This is a genomic window from Thiohalocapsa sp., from assembly GCF_022340605.1.
Lineage (GTDB): Bacteria > Pseudomonadota > Gammaproteobacteria > Chromatiales > Chromatiaceae > Thiohalocapsa.
On record NZ_JAJDNQ010000080.1, the window covers coordinates 1 to 17,540 of the forward strand.

The 17,540-nt window shown below is 67.6% G+C and carries 11 protein-coding genes; 9 read left to right on the top strand and 2 right to left on the bottom strand.

Going from position 1 to position 17,540, the window contains the following annotated elements; genetic code table 11:
• From LJE69_RS10765 to LJE69_RS10795, 7 genes are all read left to right on the top strand, one after another.
• On the top strand, nucleotides 1–3,029 hold a 3,029-nt coding region (locus LJE69_RS10765; protein ID WP_296924745.1), incomplete at its 5' end, for a PAS domain-containing protein.
• 376 nt (nucleotides 3,030–3,405) lie between these two features.
• Entirely contained in the window at nucleotides 3,406–4,917 is a 1,512-nt protein-coding gene (sufB, locus tag LJE69_RS10770; protein WP_296924747.1) for a Fe-S cluster assembly protein SufB, read from the top strand.
• 164 nt (nucleotides 4,918–5,081) lie between these two features.
• Nucleotides 5,082–5,834 (top strand): Fe-S cluster assembly ATPase SufC, encoded by a 753-nt coding sequence (gene sufC / locus LJE69_RS10775; RefSeq protein ID WP_296924749.1) that lies wholly within the window; start codon nucleotides 5,082–5,084, stop codon nucleotides 5,832–5,834.
• Nucleotides 5,831–7,192, top strand: coding sequence for a Fe-S cluster assembly protein SufD (gene sufD / locus LJE69_RS10780; RefSeq protein WP_296924751.1), 1,362 nt, complete (start codon nucleotides 5,831–5,833; stop codon nucleotides 7,190–7,192). The genes sufC and sufD overlap by 4 nt, the downstream gene beginning before the upstream one ends.
• 99 nt (nucleotides 7,193–7,291) lie before the next feature.
• Nucleotides 7,292–7,735 (top strand): SUF system Fe-S cluster assembly protein, encoded by a 444-nt coding sequence (locus tag LJE69_RS10785; RefSeq protein WP_296924753.1) that lies wholly within the window; start codon nucleotides 7,292–7,294, stop codon nucleotides 7,733–7,735.
• 522 nt (nucleotides 7,736–8,257) lie between these two features.
• Nucleotides 8,258–10,324, top strand: a complete 2,067-nt coding sequence (locus tag LJE69_RS10790; RefSeq protein ID WP_296924756.1) for a response regulator — start codon at nucleotides 8,258–8,260, stop codon at nucleotides 10,322–10,324.
• 90 nt (nucleotides 10,325–10,414) lie between these two features.
• On the top strand, nucleotides 10,415–12,709 hold the full coding sequence (locus LJE69_RS10795; protein WP_296924758.1) for an ATP-binding protein: 2,295 nt from the start codon (nucleotides 10,415–10,417) through the stop codon (nucleotides 12,707–12,709).
• 7 nt (nucleotides 12,710–12,716) lie between these two features.
• Here the strand turns inward: LJE69_RS10795 and LJE69_RS10800 are convergent, their stop codons facing one another.
• Nucleotides 12,717–13,577 (bottom strand): crotonase/enoyl-CoA hydratase family protein, encoded by an 861-nt coding sequence (locus LJE69_RS10800; protein ID WP_296924760.1) that lies wholly within the window; start codon nucleotides 13,575–13,577, stop codon nucleotides 12,717–12,719.
• Nucleotides 13,578–14,071: 494 nt separating this feature from the next.
• Here LJE69_RS10800 and LJE69_RS10805 point away from each other — a divergent pair, with 494 nt between their 5' ends.
• Together LJE69_RS10805 and pstS are read left to right on the top strand one after the other, a co-directional pair.
• Nucleotides 14,072–15,430 (top strand): HD domain-containing protein, encoded by a 1,359-nt coding sequence (locus LJE69_RS10805; protein WP_296924761.1) that lies wholly within the window; start codon nucleotides 14,072–14,074, stop codon nucleotides 15,428–15,430.
• A gap of 167 nt (nucleotides 15,431–15,597) precedes the next feature.
• Nucleotides 15,598–16,653: a phosphate ABC transporter substrate-binding protein PstS gene (pstS, locus tag LJE69_RS10810; RefSeq protein WP_296924763.1), complete on the top strand. Its 1,056-nt coding sequence runs from the start codon at nucleotides 15,598–15,600 to the stop codon at nucleotides 16,651–16,653.
• 151 nt (nucleotides 16,654–16,804) lie between these two features.
• Here the strand turns inward: pstS and LJE69_RS10815 are convergent, their stop codons facing one another.
• Nucleotides 16,805–17,371, bottom strand: coding sequence for a hypothetical protein (locus LJE69_RS10815; protein ID WP_296924765.1), 567 nt, complete (start codon nucleotides 17,369–17,371; stop codon nucleotides 16,805–16,807).
• Between the last annotated feature and the right edge of the window lie 169 nt (nucleotides 17,372–17,540).

Here is a 17,540-nt window from a genome sequence, read left to right on the forward strand (position 1 = left end):
TGGCGCGGGATCTTGCCACCCAGATCGCGTTGGCGGAGGCCGAGCGGGCCTCGCGCAAGCGCGCCCAGCTCAAGGCCCACCGGGAGCGCGTCATCGTCGCCATGCGCGAGGGCAAAGGGCTGGCGGAGCTGATCGCCGGCCCCGACGTCGATGCCGTGCTCGGCGCGGTGGCCGCCGACGGCGTCGCGCTGGTGGGCGCCGGGCGGGTGGTTACTGGCGGCGCCACGCCGGAGCCGGCCCGTTGCGCCGAGCTTGCCGCACGGTTGGCCGGGCAGTTGCCGAACCCGGGGACGCATTTCTTTGCAACGGACTGCCTGAGCCTCCATCTGCCGGGCACCGAGGACCTCGCCGCCACGGCCGCCGCGGTCTTAGCGCAGCCCCTGGTTGCCCGTTCCGAGCTGCAGATGCTGTGCTTTCGCGGCGAGTCGGTGCGCGAGCTTACCTGGGGCGGCGACCCGGACAAGGCTGTCACCGCCGATGCCGATGGGCGCATCAGTCCGCGCAAGTCGTTCGCGGCCTGGCGGCAGAGCGTGCAACTGCATGGCCCGCGCTGGTCCGAGGAAGAACTGGAGTCGGCGCGCGAGTTCGGCGTGCTTATCGACATCGAGACGCGCCGCGTCGCCGAGCAGGCGATGCGCGACGTCGAGGCGCGCTTCCGCTCCATGCTCGACAACTCGCCGGCGGCGGTCGTCCTCAAGGATCTGGACGGACGCTATCTGTTGGTGAACCGCCGCTGCGAGGCCCTGCTCGGCCGCAGCAATGCCGAGCTTTTGGGCAAGCGCCCGGATCAGGTGATGCCAACCGCCATCGCCGCCGAACTGATGGCCAACGACCGTGCCGTTATCGACGAACTGAGCACGCACACCGTCGAGGAGATCATCGAGGGACCGGGCGGCCCGCACGTGATGCTCTCTACCAAGTTCCCGCTGCTGGACGCGGCCGGCCGAACCACGGCCATCGCCGGCATGGCGTTCGACATCACCGTGCGCAGGCGCGCGGAGCGCGCCCGCGACGTGGCGCTGGCCAAGTATCGGGCGCTGTTCGAGAACTTTCCTCTGGGCATCACGGTCTGCGACCGCGATGGCTCCATCGTGGAGGCCAATCCCGCCTCGGTTCAGATGCTGGGTGTGCCGTTGGCGGAGCAGACAGAGCGTGCTATCGACGGCCCGGAGTGGTCCATCGAGCGGCCGGACGGTGCCCCGTTGCCCGCATCGGAGTATGCCTCGGTGCGCGCCTGTCGGGATCGCACCGTCGTGCGTGAGCAGGAGATGGTGTTGGTGGCGCCTGGTGGCGAGCGCCGCTGGCTCAATGTCAGCGCGGCACCGTTGCCGATGGAAGGTCTGGGTGCGCTCGTCGTCTACGAGGACATCACCGAGCGCAAGGAGTTCGAGGCCAGAAGCCGGGAAGAAGCGGCGCTGCGCGCAAGCGAACAACGCTTCCGCCTGATGGCCGATGAGTTGCCGGTGCTGATCTGGGTCAACGACCCCGACCTCAACTGCACCATGGTCAACAAGACCTACCGCAACTACTTCGACCTGCCCGAGTCCGCCTGCACGGGCCGGCAGTGGCTCGAGCGCCTGCATCCGGAGGACCGTGACAGTTATCGCAACACCTTTTTCGAGAAGCTGCGCTTGCGCAAGCCCTTCCACGGTTTCTTTCGCGCCCGCCGTGGCGATGGTTCATGGCGCTGGCTCGAATCCTTTGCCCGGCCGCTGTACGACCCGGAGGGGAGGTTCGCGGGGGCGGTGGGCACCAGCCTGGACATTACCGAGCGCAAGGCGGCCGAAGACGCACTGCAGGCATCCAATCGCGAGCTCGAGCTTCACGCCGACAAGCTCGGGCGGCTCGCCGCGGCGCTGACACTTGCGGAGCAGCGTGAGCGCGAGCGGCTGTCGAAGGTGCTGCACGATCACCTGCAGCAACTGCTGGTGGGGGCATCCCTGGGCCTGGAGCGCCTGTCGCGCCGGCTCGCGGCCGCCGCCGAGGATGCGGTGACGCCCGCCGGCGTCGGCATCGAGGAGGCGCTGGATTCGCTGAAGGACCTGTTGCGGCAATCCCTGGATGCCGCGCGCACGCTGGTGGCCGATCTCGGGCCGCCGATCCTGCATGATGTGGGACTGGAGCCGGCGCTGGAGTGGCTGTCCCGCAACATGGCGGACAACCATGCCCTGGCGGTGGAGCTGACGCTGGAGACGGAGATCCGACCGAAGCCCGAGGACGTTCGCAGTGTGTTGTTCGAATGCGTGCGCGAGGCGCTGTTCAACGTCGTCAAGCATGCCGGTCTTGCGCACGCCGAGGTGCGGGTCTACCGAGACGCATTCGACCGGCTTTGCATCGAGGTGTCCGATCGCGGCAGGGGCTTCGACACGGGGCAGCCCGCGGCCGGAGAGAGCAACGGCACAGGTTTCGGCATCCTGTCCATGCGCGAGCGGCTGCGCTGCCTCGGCGGGTTGTGCGAAATCGAGAGCACGCCCGGCGCCGGCACGCGCGTGCGGCTGCGCGCGCCGCCGCAGGAGGAGGCGCCCGTCGGCCCCGTACTGACGGATAACGGCGCCGGCGATGGGGCCGACTCCGCCCACCGCGCACCCGGAGAGCCCTCGCGCGGCAAACGCCTGTCGGTGTTGCTGGTGGACGATCACCCCATGATGCGCCAGGGCTTGCGCGCGCTGCTGGCGGACGAGCCGCAATTCGCGGTGGTGGGTGAGGCCTGCGACGGTGTCGAGGCCCTCATGCTCGTGGGGCAGCTCAAGCCCCAACTGGTGCTGATGGACTATTCCATGCCACGCATGGACGGGCAGCAGGCGACGCAGCGCATCAGGGAGAGATACCCCGAAGTCTGTGTGATTGCGCTCTCCATGTATCGGGAGGCCGACCGGGCGGAGGCCATGCTGGCCGCGGGTGCCTGCGCGTACGTGGACAAGACGGCCGGTGCCGACGCCCTTCTCGATGCCATCCGTGCGGCGCTGCCGCGCTGCAGCGGTGACTGGGGCGGTCCGTCCGGCGAGGAGCGCGACGCCCCGTTGTCTTGAACTGATTCCCAGAACTGATTCCCAGAACTGATTCTGGGTCGCGACGCCCCCGCGACCCCCACCAGCGCCACGGGGGCGCGGCCGGTGGCAGCGTCGACGCTGTCATTGGCGCCGCCGCCCGCGATCCTGCGATAATCACGTGTTTCCGTGCACTTGCGCTACGGAGTCACGAAACACAACGTGCAAATGATAGTCGGCTGCAACAAGTGCGCTAGGGGCGCCAGGGTTGCAGAAGCCGTCCACAATTCGCGCGACAGCACGCCCACGCGACGGTGCGGATCGCTCGAGTGGCGATTTCCCCTGCGATCGTCGCCTTGAATCCGCGCTTGCGCACAATACAATAACCAAGCAATCTACTCAGAAATCGGAGCGAGCCATGAGTGCAACCCCACAAGACCTGCCAGGACAGCCGGTCGCCGAGCAGCGGTCTGGTGCCTCGCGCAAGGCCGCCGAGACCGAGGCCGAGTACGGCCACTTGGTCAAGTCCGAATACGAGCACGGGTTCGTCACCGAGATCGAGTCCGACACGCTGCCGCCTGGCCTGGACGAGTCCGTCATCGCGACCATCTCCCGGCGCAAGGGCGAGCCGCAATGGATGCTGGACTGGCGCCTTGCGGCCTACGCTAAGTGGCTTGAGATGCCGACGCCACAATGGGCGGCGGTGCACTACGCGCCCATCGACTTCCAGGCGATCTCCTACTTCTCGGCGCCGAAGAAGAAGGAGCTGAAGAGCCTGGACGAGGTGGACCCGGTGCTGCTCGAGACCTACGAGAAGCTCGGCATCCCCATCGAAGAGCAGAAGGCGCTGGCCGGCGTTGCCGTCGACGCCGTGTTCGACAGCGTCTCCGTGGCCACCACCTTCCGCGAGAAGCTGGCGGAGGCGGGCGTGATCTTCTGCTCCATTTCGGAGGCGGTGCAGGAGTACCCCGAGCTGGTGCAGAAGTACATCGGCAGCGTCGTGCCGCCGACCGACAACTTCTATGCCGGACTCAACTCCGCGGTATTCACCGACGGCACCTTCGTCTACGTGCCGAAGCACACCCGCTGCCCGATGGAGCTCAGCACCTACTTCCGCATCAACGAGGCCAAGACCGGCCAGTTCGAGCGCACGCTCATCGTCGCCGACGAGGGCAGCTACGTGAGCTACCTGGAAGGCTGCACCGCCCCGCAGCGCGACGAGAACCAGCTGCACGCGGCGGTGGTGGAGCTGATCGCCATGGACAACGCCGAGATCAAGTATTCCACGGTGCAGAACTGGTATCCGGGCGACGAGGAAGGCCGCGGCGGCATCTACAACTTCGTCACCAAGCGTGGCGACTGCCGCGGGGCCAACTCCAAGATCAGCTGGACCCAGGTGGAGACGGGCTCCGCCATCACCTGGAAGTATCCGAGCTGCATCTTGCGCGGCGATCACTCGGTGGGCGAGTTCTACTCGGTGGCCGTGACCAAGGGTCGCCAGCAGGCGGACACCGGCACCAAGATGATTCATCTGGGTAAGCACACGCGCTCCACCATCGTCAGTAAGGGCATCTCGGCGCAGCATGGCATCCAGTCCTACCGCGGCCTGGTGCGAATCGCCGGAAAGGCGGAAGGGGCGCGCAATCACACCCAATGCGATTCGCTGCTCATCGGCGACAAGTGCGCCGCCAACACCTTCCCGTATATCGAGGTGAAGAACCCCACGGCGAAGATGGAACACGAGGCCACCACGTCGAAGATCAGCGACGACCAGCTCTTCTACTGCCGCTCCCGCGGGCTGTCGGAAGAGGACGCGGTGTCGATGATCGTCAACGGCTTTTGCAAGGAGGTGTTCAACGAGCTGCCCATGGAATTCGCCGTGGAGGCTCAGAAGCTCTTGAGCATCAGCCTGGAGGGTGCGGTGGGCTGATCCGCCCCCAATCCGCCCCTGAACTGCCCCTAACCTGCTCCGGGCCCCGCCCCGGGCATGCGATGAGCACGCCGCGCCGCCAGCCGCGCGCGGACTTGATACACAAGCGAGCCGCATTCGTGCCGCGAGACCGCCGCGGATGCCGCCAGCCGACGGAGTCAACCATGCTGTCTGTAAAGGGCCTGAAGGCCACGGTCGACGACAAAGAGATCCTGAAGGGTCTCGATCTGGAAGTGGGCGCCGGCGAGGTGCACGCCATCATGGGGCCGAACGGCTCCGGCAAGAGCACGCTCGCGCACGTGCTCTCGGGCCGAGAGGGCTACACGGTCACCGCCGGCAGCGTCACCTTCGAGGGGCGCGACCTGTTGGAGCTGGACCCCGAGGAGCGGGCCTGCCTGGGCCTGTTCCTGGCCTTCCAGTATCCGGTGGAGCTGCCGGGTGTCAACAACACCTATTTCCTCAAGGCCGCGCTCAATGCCAAGCGCCGGTATCACGGTGAGGAAGAGCTGGACGCCGTCTCCTTCCTGCGTCTGATGAAGGAGAAGCTGAAGGTGCTGCACCTGGACGACTCGCTGCTGAAGCGCCCGGTGAACGTGGGCTTCTCGGGGGGTGAGAAGAAGCGCAACGAGATCTTCCAGATGGCGCTCCTGGAGCCCAAGCTCGCGATCCTGGACGAGACCGACTCCGGCCTCGACATCGACGCGCTGCGGGTGGTCGCCGATGGCGTCAACTCGCTGCGCAGCCCCGAGCGCTCCATGCTGGTGGTGACGCACTACCAACGCCTCCTGGACTACATCGAGCCGGACTACGTCCACGTGCTCGCCCGGGGCCGCATCATCCGCTCCGGCGGCAAGGAGCTGGCGCTGGAGCTGGAACAGAAGGGCTACGGCTGGATCCTCGACGAGGCCGCGGCATGAGCGCGCAGGCACTCGAATCCGACCGGGCCACCAACGCCGTGGGCGGTGTGCCCGAGGCGGGCCCCTTCGACGCCTGGTTGCCTGCATCGGCACCTGCTACCGGCGAGCCCGGCTGGCTCACCGCCGCCCGGACTGCCGCCACCGAGCGCGTGCGCACCCAGGGTGTTCCCACCGGCAAGTCCGAGGGCTGGCGCTACACGGGTCTGCGCGCGCTGCTGGAGCAGGGCTTCACGCCAGTGGACGAGCCACTGGACGCCATGCTGCGCGAGGACCTCGACGACCTGCTGGTCCCGGGCCTCGACGCCCACCGGGTGGTGGTCGTCAACGGCAGCTTCGCGCCGCATCTTTCCGATCTCGACGACCTGCCCAAGGGGCTTCGCATCGGTGGCCTGCGGGCGACGCTGGCGGAGGACCCGGACGCGCTCGCGGACGACCTCGCCCGCATCGCCGGCGACGGCGCCCACGTGTTCGCGTCGCTCAACACCGCCGGCATGGGCGACGGCGTGGTGCTGCTGGCGGACCGCGGAGCCCTGGTGGAGAAACCCGTCGAGCTGCTGCACCTCTCGGTCGGCATGGACGAGCCCAAGGTGGCGCAGCCGCGCCACGTGATCCGGCTTGGCGACGGTGCCCGGGTGACGCTCATCGAGCGCTGGGCGAGCCTCGGGGATGCGCTCTACTGCAACAACGCGGTGCTGGAGATTGGCCTCGGCCGCGATGCCGTGCTCGCACACCGGCGCGTGCAACTGGAGAGCCCGAGCGCCTTCCACCTCTCCGGCGTCTACCTGCGCCAGGGCGCCGGCAGCCGCTATGACGGCATCAACGTCGGTCTCGGCGGACGCTGGGCGCGCACCGATCTGGTGGTGCGCTTCGCGGGCGAGCACGCCGAGTGCGACTTGAGCGGACTCTACCTGGCCGGCGACAAGCAGCTCATCGACTATCACCTCGACGTGCAGCACGGCCTGCCGCGCTGCACCAGCCGTGAGAACTTCAAGGGTATCGTCCACGGCAAGGGCAAGGCGGTATTCGACGGTCTGGTGTATGTCGCCAAGGACGCCCAGCAGACCGACGCCGCGATGTCCAACCGCAACCTGCTCCTGTCGCAGGGCGCGGAGGTGGACACCAAGCCGCGGCTCGAGATCTACGCCGACGACGTCAAGTGCAGCCACGGCACCACCGTGGGCCAAATCGAGCCTGAGATGCTCTTCTACCTGCGCTCCCGCGGCATTCCCGAAGGGCTCGCGCGGCGCATGCTCTGCCTCGGTTTCGCGGGCGAGATCATCAATGCCCTGGGCAACGAGGCGCTGGCCGGCTACGTCTCGGAGGCCGTCGGTGGGCGGCTCCAGGCTGCGCCGCTCTGACGCCCGAGGCGTGTGATCGGGGCCGTGCAATCGACTCAGAACCATCTCCGGGCGGGAGCCGTCACGCACGGCGCCCGGAGGCCGTAACGTGGTGATGTGATGAACAGACTCGCGCGTTTCGCCGGCTTCGGAGCCGGCCACGAAGAGGGCGTCGACCGTGACGACATCGACGCCGAAGCGGCAGCCTCCGACGCGGCTGCCCCGCCGGGCACCGGCTCGGATGTGGACGCCGCCGGCGGCGAGGCCCTGCGGGAGCCTATCATCGCCGCGCTGCGGCAGGTCCACGATCCAGAGATCCCCGTCAACATCTACGATCTCGGGCTCATCTACAGGATCGACATCACCGGCCGCGGCAACGTCGCCATCGACATGACGCTCACCGCACCGGCCTGTCCCGTGGCCGGCATGATGCCGGTCATGGTCAAGGATGCCGTCAAACGGGTGGAGGGCGTCGGCGAGGTCATCGTGGAGCTGGTGTGGGACCCGCCCTGGAGTCCGGAGACCATGTCCGACGAGGCCAAGTTGCAGCTCGGCATGTTGTAGCCACCGCCAACCGCCTGTGCCCGCCCCCTGCAGCACCACCGATGGGGCGAGCGCCGTTCTTGCACGTCAGCCAGGCCGCATGCCCGCGTTGCCCGTGAACGCCACGGGCCGTGTTGCGGTCGTGCATCGCACGGCTCGGCCAAGTTCTCCCGATGCGCGTGGACGTACGCCCGGGCGCCTGGTTCCAAAGAACAGGATGTGCGTCGCTCGGGGCGGCAGAATGGCGTGACCGAGCGTCTCCCGCACGTGGGTATGGGGCTTTCTGATGGCCCCGTTGGGCGCTCCGTGGGGCCGGTCGTGCGGACTTGCGCCCACCGGTTTCGCCCGTTGGTCGGCTTGCTAAGCGCTTGTGCCGGGAGTACGTTTCGACATGCGCGCAGCTACGATAGCGTCTGTGTCCAGCTGTCCGTGTCGGCAACAACCGGCAATGACCGGTGTCTTCAGCCGTCCGGCCGTTGCCCTTCCGGGCACCTATAACGGAGCGTATTCCTTCCGACAGCGGCGATAGGGAGCGAAGCGCCAATGATCGCGAACGCGCAGGCTCAGAATCCCGGGAAACTCGGCGGCGAGTCGCCCACCGGCCGGGGCGGCATCGTGCCGTCGCATGCCAGCGATGCTGACTCGCTGCTGGTGGTGGTGGTGGACGATCAGAGCGCCGGGCGCAGAATCCTGGAACAGGTCATTCGCGGCATCGGGGCCGATATACGCGTGGCGTCTTTCGACGACGCCGCCGCCGCGCTGGCTTTCGTTCGTGCCGAGACGCCGGATCTCATTGTCACCGACTACCTGATGCCGGGCATGGACGGCGTCGGCTTCATCCGCCGCGTCCGGCTCATGCCCGGCTGTGACGACGTGCCCATCATCGTGGTGACGGTGGTGGAAGACCGACAGGTGCGCTACCGCTCCCTGGATGCGGGGGCCACGGATTTCCTGAGCCGCCCGATCGACGAGCACGAGTGCCGGGCGCGCTGCCGCAACCTGCTCACGCTGCGGCGCCAGCAGCAGATCATCAAGGCCCGGGCATTGGCGCTGCAGGAGACCGAGCGGCGTTTTCGCATCATGGCCGATGAGCTGCCGCTGGTCATCTGGGTGCAGGACACGGCGGGGGCGGTCGCCTTCGTGAACAAGACCGGCTGCGACTTTTTCGGCTTGCCGGAGGCGGAGCTGGCCGGCCGGCGCTGGCAGCAGTTTGTGCACCCGGACGACCGCGGGCGCTATTTAGCCGCGGCCGAGGCCAGCTTCCCCGCCCGGCAGCCGCACCAGGACCAATGTCGTGTGCGCCGCGCCGACGGGCAGTGGCGGTGGATCGAGACCTTTGCCCGCCCCTACCAGAGCCCGCAGGGCGTGTTCGCCGGCGTCGTCGGCGCCTGTCTGGACATCACCGAGCGCAAGGCCGCCGAGGAGTCGCTGCGCTTATCGCATCTGGAGCTCGAGCGCCGGGGCGAGCAGTTGGCGCGCCTGTCCTCGCAACTGAGTCTCACCGAGCAGCGCGAGCGTAAGCGGCTCGCGCAGGTCATCCACGACGACCTGCAGCAGTTGCTCGTGGGCGCCGCGTTCAGCATCGAGCGTGCCGGGCGGCGTTTGGACGATAGCGCGGGGGGCGCCGCCGCACGCGATGCGCTGAATGGCACGGGCGCATTGCTGCGGCAGGCGATCGAGGTCGCGCGCACCCTGGTGGGTGATCTGAGCCCCCCCATCCTGCATGAGGTCGGACTGGCCGCGGCGCTGGACTGGCTCGCCCGGCGGATGCAGCAGCGCTTCGGCCTGAACATCTCGCTGGATCTCGACCGCGCCGTGGCCCCGCAGCACGAGCATCTGCGCTGTGTGCTCTTCGAGGCGGCACGGGAGGCGCTGTTCAACGTCGTCAAGCATGCCGATTGCAGCGAAGTCCACCTCGCCCTGTCGTGCGCCGCCAATGGCTGGCCGCAGGTGGTGGTTGAAGACGACGGCGTCGGCTTCGATGTCCCGACGCGTCTAGGGGACGGCTCCGACACGGGCGGGTTCGGCCTGTTCTCGATGCGCGAGCGTTTGCACCTGTTGGGTGGGGATCTCCGCATCGAGAGTCGGCCCGGCGCCGGCACCCGGGTCGTGCTCACCGCGCCGCCGGTGGTTGCGTCCTGCGGGTCGGCCGAGGTTCCCGGCAGCGTCCATCAAGTGATGCCCGCGGCGGTGGTGGCGGCAGCAGGGGTCGCGCCTGCGGCGGACTTGCGTATCTTGTTGGTGGACGACCACGCCATGATGCGCCGAGCGCTGTCGTCCATGCTGGAAGGGGAGTCCGGGCTCAGCATCGCCGGCGAGGCCGCCGATGGCATCGAGGCTGTCGCCGCGGTCGAGCGACTGCAACCGGATATGGTGCTGATGGATTTCTCGATGCCGCGCATGGATGGCGTCGAGGCGACGCGCAGCATCAAGCAGCGCTGGCCGCGGGTGCGGGTGATCGGGCTGTCCATGCACGAGCAGGCCGACCGCGCCCAGGCGATGCTCAACGCGGGCGCGTCGGCTTATGTCTGCAAGTCCGGCGACGTTGAGCTGTTGCTGCAGACCATCCAGCGGGTGAGCATGGCCGAGGACTCGGAAGGTCGCGTCTGACAAGCGCGATTGCGTGAGCCGCGGCTTACAAGAGGTGCCGCTCGGCTGCTGCCCTGTGACGCGGTACCACCGATCTGGGCTGATTGCGTGATGGACACCAACCGGCAGCGAGACAGCAACGAGGTGCCCGAGTCCGCCGGGGGGCGCTTGACCCGGTGGTCATGGCTGCATCTCCCGACCGCGCTGCGCTTGTCTCGGGAGCACAAGGGCGGCGACGCCATCGAGCGCGAGCAGGCGGTCATCCGCGTCATTCTCGGCAGCATCGTAGTGATCTACATGTTCACCGCCGGGACCGGCGCCGCATCCGTGTCGGTGGTGGGCGCCGTGCGCTGGGTAGGGGGGATGTTCCTGCTTGCGGCGGTCGTGCTGCTCCTCGCCGCATTGCGCGATATCGGACCCGCGCAGGCGCGGCGCAGCCTTGGCATCCTGGTCGACCTGTCCGGTGCCTCGGCGATGATGGCGCTGGCTGGTGAGGCGGGGGCGCCACTGCTCGGCATCTATCTCTGGGTCATCGTCGGCAACGGCTTCCGCTACAACATCCGCTATCTGGCGTTCGCCACGGTCATGAGCCTGATCGGCTTCGCCCTGGTCGTCGTGGTTGCGCCCTATTGGCATCACCACCCCGTTTTTGCCCTCAGCTACTTCCTGGTGCTGATGGTCATTCCCGCCTACGTGGCGGCGCTGCTGGCCACGCTGCATCGCGCCGTGCGCGAGGCCAAGGAGGCGAGCTCGGCGAAGAGCCGCTTCCTCGCGAAGATGAGCCACGAGCTGCGCACGCCGCTGAACGGGGTTATTGGCCTCAGCGATCTGCTGATGGATGCCGAGCTCCGTGGCCAGGAACGCGAGCTCGTGCGCACCATTCACGTGTCCGGCAAGACCTTGCTCGGCATCATCGACAACATTCTGGATTTCTCCAAGATCGAGGCCGGGCGGCTGAGCGTCGACTGCACCGACCTGGACATTTATCGCCTGGTGTCGGAGACGGTGGCGATGTTCGCCCCACAGGCATGGCGCCAAGGCATCGAACTTGACACGGAGCTCGATCCGCAACTGCCGCATCGACTCCGGGGCGACCCGCTGCACATCCGTCAGGTTCTCATGAATCTGGTCGGCAACGCCGTGAAGTTCACCGAGTCGGGTGGCGTGGTGGTGCGCGTGATGCAAGCGGACGACCCGCAAGTGCCGGCGCTGCTTCGGCTCCGCTTCGAGGTGGAAGACACCGGGATGGGGATTGCTCCGAAGGATCAGCAGCACATCTTCGACAGCTTCCAGCAGGCCACCGACATCGCCAGCCGGCGGTTCGGCGGCACGGGGCTTGGCACCGCCATTGCCCGCGAGCTGGTTCGGCTCATGGACGGGCAGATCGGCTTCCACAGCATCCTGGGACAGGGCTCGCTATTCTGGTTCGAGCTGCCGCTAGAGCGGTCGCAGGCCGTCGCTGAAGGTGCCGTGCCCGCACCGGATCAGAGCGCGCAGCTGCTGGCCGCGAACGTTGTCCCGCTGGCCGCGCCCCAACGCAGCCTGTTGCCGGTGTCCGGCCTCAGGGTGCTCGTGGCAGAGGACAACGAGATTAACAGGCAGGTTTTGCGCGCGACCCTGGAGCGGGCCGGCTGCCGCCTGATCATGGTGCAGGACGGGGAGCAGGCGCTCAACGCCCTGCACGAGCATGGCGATGAGCTGGACCTGCTGCTGCTGGACAAGAACATGCCTGGGCGCGGTGGACTGGAGGTGTTTCGGGCGCAGCGCTTCATGCGGTCGCGGGCGCCGGTGCCCACCATCATATTGTCCGCCGATGCCACGGACGCGGCGCTGCAGTCAGCGCGCGCGACGGGTGTGGACGCTTATCTCACCAAGCCCCTGGACCGCCAGCGCCTGCTGGACACCATTGCCGCTATCGCTTTGCGGGGAGGACGCGCGCCCGCGGGCGCTGACGCGCCGACGCCGGTCGAGTCGTCGGCATTGACAGACGGTGCCTGCGCCCGCGGTCCTGCGCCTGATGCCGGGGCCGGAAAGTCCGAGCCCTTCCTGGACCAACACAAGCTGGCGTCGCTGCGGCAACTCGACGGGGGCAGTGGCTTCTTCGTCGAGCTCCTCGAGGGTTTCCAGCGGGACGCCGAGACATCGGTATCGGCCATCGCCGAGGCGCTCGCGGACGGTGACTATCCGCGGATGCGGCACGCCGTCCATGCGCTGCTGGGCAGTGCCGGCGAGGTCGGCGCGTTGCGCCTGGTGAGCGACGCCCAGAAGTTCCGCGGCCTGCGGCCGTTCGAGCTCGACTCGGCGCCGGCGCAGCAACTCCTTGCCCGGCTGCGGCAGACCCTCGCGACGACGCTTCGGCTGCTGCGGGCGCCGGAGCGTAGCGTCCCTGCCGACTGGGTGCCGTAACACCGCCTTACGCGGCAGCGGCACCGAGCTGGGTCTGGCGCGACACGAGGCGCTGCATCATCCGCAGGTCCCGAGGCTCCAGCGCGAGCGCGGCATCGACCCAAATCTCCAAGACGTCACGCAATTCCCGGTAGCCGAGGGGATTGAGGGTGTTGCGCACCTTGCGCACGGCGCGGAAGCCGTTGCGGCTCCGGTTTTCGCGCCGAATGTGCTCGTAGACCGCCAGCGCGCCGTCTCCCGGCTCGGCAAGTACATCGACGAGCCCCATGTCGTGAAGGGTCTCGGCTGAATAGAGATCGCCACTCAGCATCATGCGCTCCGCCTGCTTGGCGTCGAGCTTGCGCGAGAGTAGGCTATAGGCTCCCATGCCAGGGAACAGGTTGAAAAGGATTTCCGGGAAGCCCATGCGCGTGCCGCGCTCGGCGATGATGACATCGCTGGACAGTGCGGCCTCGAATCCCCCGCCCAACGCGTCCCCCTGCACCAGAGAGATGGTGGTCACGCCGCTGTCGAGGCACTGCAAGTTGGCGTGCAGCGCATCGATGCATCTGATGCCGTAGTCCAGCAGACCCTCGCGGTCTTGCTGCTGGATGAGCTTGCTGAACAGATCCAGGTCGCCGCCCAGGTTGTAGACCCCAGGCATTGCGGATGCGATGACGTGATAGCGCACGCCGAGCGCCGCAGCACCATGACGCAGACGGCCGAACCAATCATTGAGCTCGTCGAGCATCACGGTGGTGAAGCACGGCCGTGCGGGTGCGCTCATGAAGCACCAGGCGGCTTCATGCTTTTGATCAATATGAATTTGCAATTGCCGGAAAGTGGGCGTTGAGGCGCTGCGGTGGGCGATGGAGGTAACGGCGGACATTGGGAGCTCCTGGTTTCTATTCGTGACTTTGGCGGCAGACTCGGATACCGACTTGAGCGTCCGGGATCGGCTCGGCCGAGCAAACGCCCGATAACAGACTATACTATTGCACCTAGATCTAGATAAACTAATTTCTTATCTAAAGATAAGAGAAACACTGTCTTACAAACAGAAATAATCCGCTTGCTTCCGCGTAGGGTTCTCCATATCGACATCGGCTATTGCCGTCGGGTCGCTCGATTGGCGCCCTAGGGGGGGTCGGGGCTACAGGGCTCGTGTGGCGGAGGCTCGCGACCGGTATCCTTCGGTCTCCTCGTGCGAGGGAACTGCCGATTGTTCGATGTTGCCCGTGCGGGGCAGGCTGCCCCGCCATGTTCAGCGACCCATCGCAGAAGGTGAGGGGGAGCGGAAACCGCGTTTTTGCTTCTCATGCCGATCTTGGCCATGGATTATGGCCAATAATCGGCGTCTCCCCAGCCCATGGAGCACACGCATTGACCGATCTCGTCGCTGCTGCCCGGCGCTTCGCCACCGAGGCGCACGAGCGCATCGATCAGCGCCGCAAGTACAGCAACCAGCCCTATCAGGAGCATCTGAAGGCGGTGGCCGAGCATGTCGCCGGCGTTACCGACGACGCCGAGATGCTCGCCGCCGCCTGGCTGCATGACACGGTGGAGGACACGCCGGCCACCTTCGGTGACATAGAGCGGGTGTTTGGGCGCGCGGTTCGCGACCTGGTGGCGGAGCTCACCGACGTGAGCAGGCCCGGTGATGGCAATCGTGCCGCGCGCAAAGCCAAAGACCGCCATCATCTGGCGCAGGCCTCGGCGCGGGCCAAGACCATCAAGCTTGCCGACCTGATCGATAACTGCACCGACATTTGCCGGCACGATGCCGCCTTCGCCCGCGTCTACCTCGGCGAGGCGGCGGCGTTGTTGGACGTGCTGGGTGACGGCGATCCCCGGTTGTACCGCCGCGCCCAGCAGGCCATCGCCGCATGCGCGCGGCGCCTCGGCTTGCCGGCACCGCCGCAGAGTCTCGCCGAGGGCGACGTGGTGCACCCGCCCGGTGAGCTCAGCCTGTCTCAGCGACGCGCGCTGCGCCTGTTCACCGACGCCTTCACCGCCAGCGAGATCGCGCAGCCGCTGCGCTCTTACGACTGCGAGCGCGGTGTCAACGCGCTGTCGGACCTCGCTGCCCGGGATGATCTGGAAGTGGCGGGACTGCGCCGGGACGGGGTTTGTGTCGGCTTCCTCAACCCCGACGTAAGGCCGGCGCGGCACGTCGATGACCTGCTTCGCCCCTTCGAGCCGGCGCAGGTGGTGCCGCGCGATGCGTCCCTGTCCGAGGTGGTGCACGTGCTGACCCAGTACGATTTCTGCTTCGTGACTGCCATGGGCGACGTAGCGGGCGTCATCACCCGCGGCGACATGCAGCAGCCGGTGGTGCGCATGTGGCTGTTCGGCATCATCACGCTGATGGAGATGGAATTGCTCGAGCGCATCCGCGCCCGCTGGCCGGACGGCGGTTGGACCGGGCTCCTCTCCGCCGGCCGTCTCGACAAGGCGCAAGCGCTGCTCGCGGAACGCCGCCGGCGGGGGCAGCACGTGGACTTGGCGGATTGCCTTCAGCTCAGCGACAAGGCGCGCATCCTGATGGATGACGAGGAGCAGCGTCTCGCCTTTGGTCTGCGCACCAAGGGGGCCGCCAAGCGTGTCATGAGCGATCTCGAGTCGCTGCGCAACAACCTCGCCCACATGCAGGACATCGTGACCTACGACTGGCCGCAGATCGCGCGCCTGGCGCGCAACATCGAGGAGCGGCTTCGTCGGCACGGCGGCGACCGTCTGTGACCGAGAAATGACCGTTGAATGACGGGATCGAGGTGGCAAGCATGTGGTTCTGGCCCCTACACTCCGCCGCCGGAGCGGCGGAGCGCAGGTCCATCGAGACGACGACTCGGGGACAACCAGCCCGCTTGCCCGAGTCGCATCGCCACCGTGGAACCGAGGACCCCGACATGACTCATTGCCGCCGTGCCGCCGCCCTGCTGCGCCACCTGCTCGTCGCCGCATCCTTGCTTGCCGTTGCTGCATCGTCACCGGCGGCAGAGCAGGGCAAGGCGCTGAAGCTGATCGGCTCTGGCGCCAGCTTCCCGGCACCGCTGTACCTGCGCTGGTTCCGGGACTACTACGTGGCGCATCCCGAGCTCCAAGTCGACTATCAGAGCACCGGCAGTGCCGGGGGGGTGCAGGACCTGATCGGCGGTCGGGTGGATTTTGCGGGCACGGATCTGCCGCTCACCGAAGAGCAGGCGCGCCGGGTCGCCGGCGGGATTCGCCAAGCGCCGATGGCGGCCGGCGGCATCGTCGCGGTCTATAGCCTGGACGGCGTGCCGGACCTGAAGCTCAGCCGCGACGCCTTGGTGGGCATCTTCTCGGGCCGCATCGCGCGCTGGAACGACGCGGCCATCGCGGCGGCCAACCCCGGGGCGACCCTGCCGGATGCGCCCATTACCGTGGTCGCGCGCGCCGATTCCAGCGGCACCACCTACAAGTTCACCCGCCACCTGAGCGCGGTGAGTGCCGAGTTCGCGCAGCAGGTGGGCACCAACATGCTGCCCAACTGGCCGAAGGCGCTGAAGGTGCGCGGTGGGCTGGTACGCGGCCGTGGCAACGACGGCGTTGCGGCCAGCGTGCGGGCGATTCCGGGCAGTATCGGCTACGTGCAGTACGCCTTCGGTTTCTTGCCAGGGATCAGCATGGCGGCGCTGGAGAACCGCTCGGGCAAGTACGTCGCCCCCGGCGAGGCCGGCTTCGACGCGGCCATGCTCTCCGTGTACGAGAACCACAGCGTCGAGAACACCAGCGATCCGATCGGCGATGGCGCCTATCCCATCGTCGGGATCTCTTGGCTGGTGCTGCGCAACCGGTATGACGACCCGGCCAAGCCCGCGGCGCTGGATGACGTGATCGCCTACGCGCTCGGCGCCGGCCAGGACATCACCGAGCGACTCGGCTATGTGCGCTTTCCCAAGCCCCTGATCACGTCTGTGCAGGAACAACTGATCAAGTAGCTGCCGCCTGCTTGGCAGGGTGCCGGGTCGATGTCTCGCCGGACCTTTGCGGCATCAGCCTATCGCCGCGCGTGGCGTCGAGTGCGGGAGATGTCGCGATGAGCGCCACCCTATGTCCGGCACGCCGCCGGCGGCGGACGACGTCGTTCGCTCAGCCGCCGACGCGCCCGAGCATCTGCTGCCAATCCAGCAACTCGCCCGGGCCGCCGGCCACCGTGCTGCGGTAGCTCGGCAGGTTCATGCCGGTGCCGATGGGCGGCCAGCTTGGCGGCGGGTGCAGCCAGCCGCCGTCGGCGCTGCGCATATGGCTGCGGTCGCTGGCGAAGTCTGCGCGATAGTCGGCCGCCGGCACCAGCCGGAACAGGGGTTGCAGCGCCGACGGTAGCTGCTCGATGGACGGGAAGCTGCCCGTGAGCCAGCGGCCCGCGGGAACTGGGCAGCCGAGACGGCTGTCGAGATCCCAAATGCGCGCACTGCCGTCCAGCAGCACCACGTGATAGTCCCACCAGCACAGACCGCCGGGTGGCGCCGCCTTCTGTGCCGCTAGCGGACAGGCGCCTTGACGGTTCATGAGGAACACGACGTGCCGCGGCCCGTCGCCCAGCGCTGGCTCCGCGCATAGCCACCAGGCGTTCTCTTCGCAGTAGAAGGGCTGATAGCGGAAGCCCGTGGTGTCGCGGGCTGGGGCCGGCTTGGGTTGTCGCTCCGAGTCTGGCATGGGGTCTGGCGCGGAGTCTGGTAAGGGGGCTTGCGATCTGGTTGCTTCGGGCGGGCAGGGGCGAGGCCGTGCAGCGCGGCAGGCGCGCCCGCGACCGTGGCCGGGCCTTGCTGGCGTGAGCCGGCGCGCCCGCATGACTTGGCCGTCGCGGGCGCACGGCGCTTGCTTC

Excerpts from the sequence above, each read along its gene's own strand:
- sufB (WP_296924747.1), top strand. The coding sequence starts at position 3,406 with ATGAGTGCAACCCCACAAGACCTGCCAGGACAGCCGGTCGCCGAGCAG.
- sufC (WP_296924749.1), top strand. The coding sequence starts at position 5,082 with ATGCTGTCTGTAAAGGGCCTGAAGGCCACGGTCGACGACAAAGAGATC.
- sufD (WP_296924751.1), top strand. The coding sequence starts at position 5,831 with ATGAGCGCGCAGGCACTCGAATCCGACCGGGCCACCAACGCCGTGGGC.
- LJE69_RS10785 (WP_296924753.1), top strand. The coding sequence starts at position 7,292 with ATGAACAGACTCGCGCGTTTCGCCGGCTTCGGAGCCGGCCACGAAGAG.
- LJE69_RS10790 (WP_296924756.1), top strand. The coding sequence starts at position 8,258 with ATGATCGCGAACGCGCAGGCTCAGAATCCCGGGAAACTCGGCGGCGAG.
- LJE69_RS10795 (WP_296924758.1), top strand. The coding sequence starts at position 10,415 with ATGGACACCAACCGGCAGCGAGACAGCAACGAGGTGCCCGAGTCCGCC.
- LJE69_RS10800 (WP_296924760.1), bottom strand. The coding sequence starts at position 13,577 with ATGTCCGCCGTTACCTCCATCGCCCACCGCAGCGCCTCAACGCCCACT.
- pstS (WP_296924763.1), top strand. The coding sequence starts at position 15,598 with ATGACTCATTGCCGCCGTGCCGCCGCCCTGCTGCGCCACCTGCTCGTC.
- LJE69_RS10815 (WP_296924765.1), bottom strand. The coding sequence starts at position 17,371 with ATGCCAGACTCGGAGCGACAACCCAAGCCGGCCCCAGCCCGCGACACC.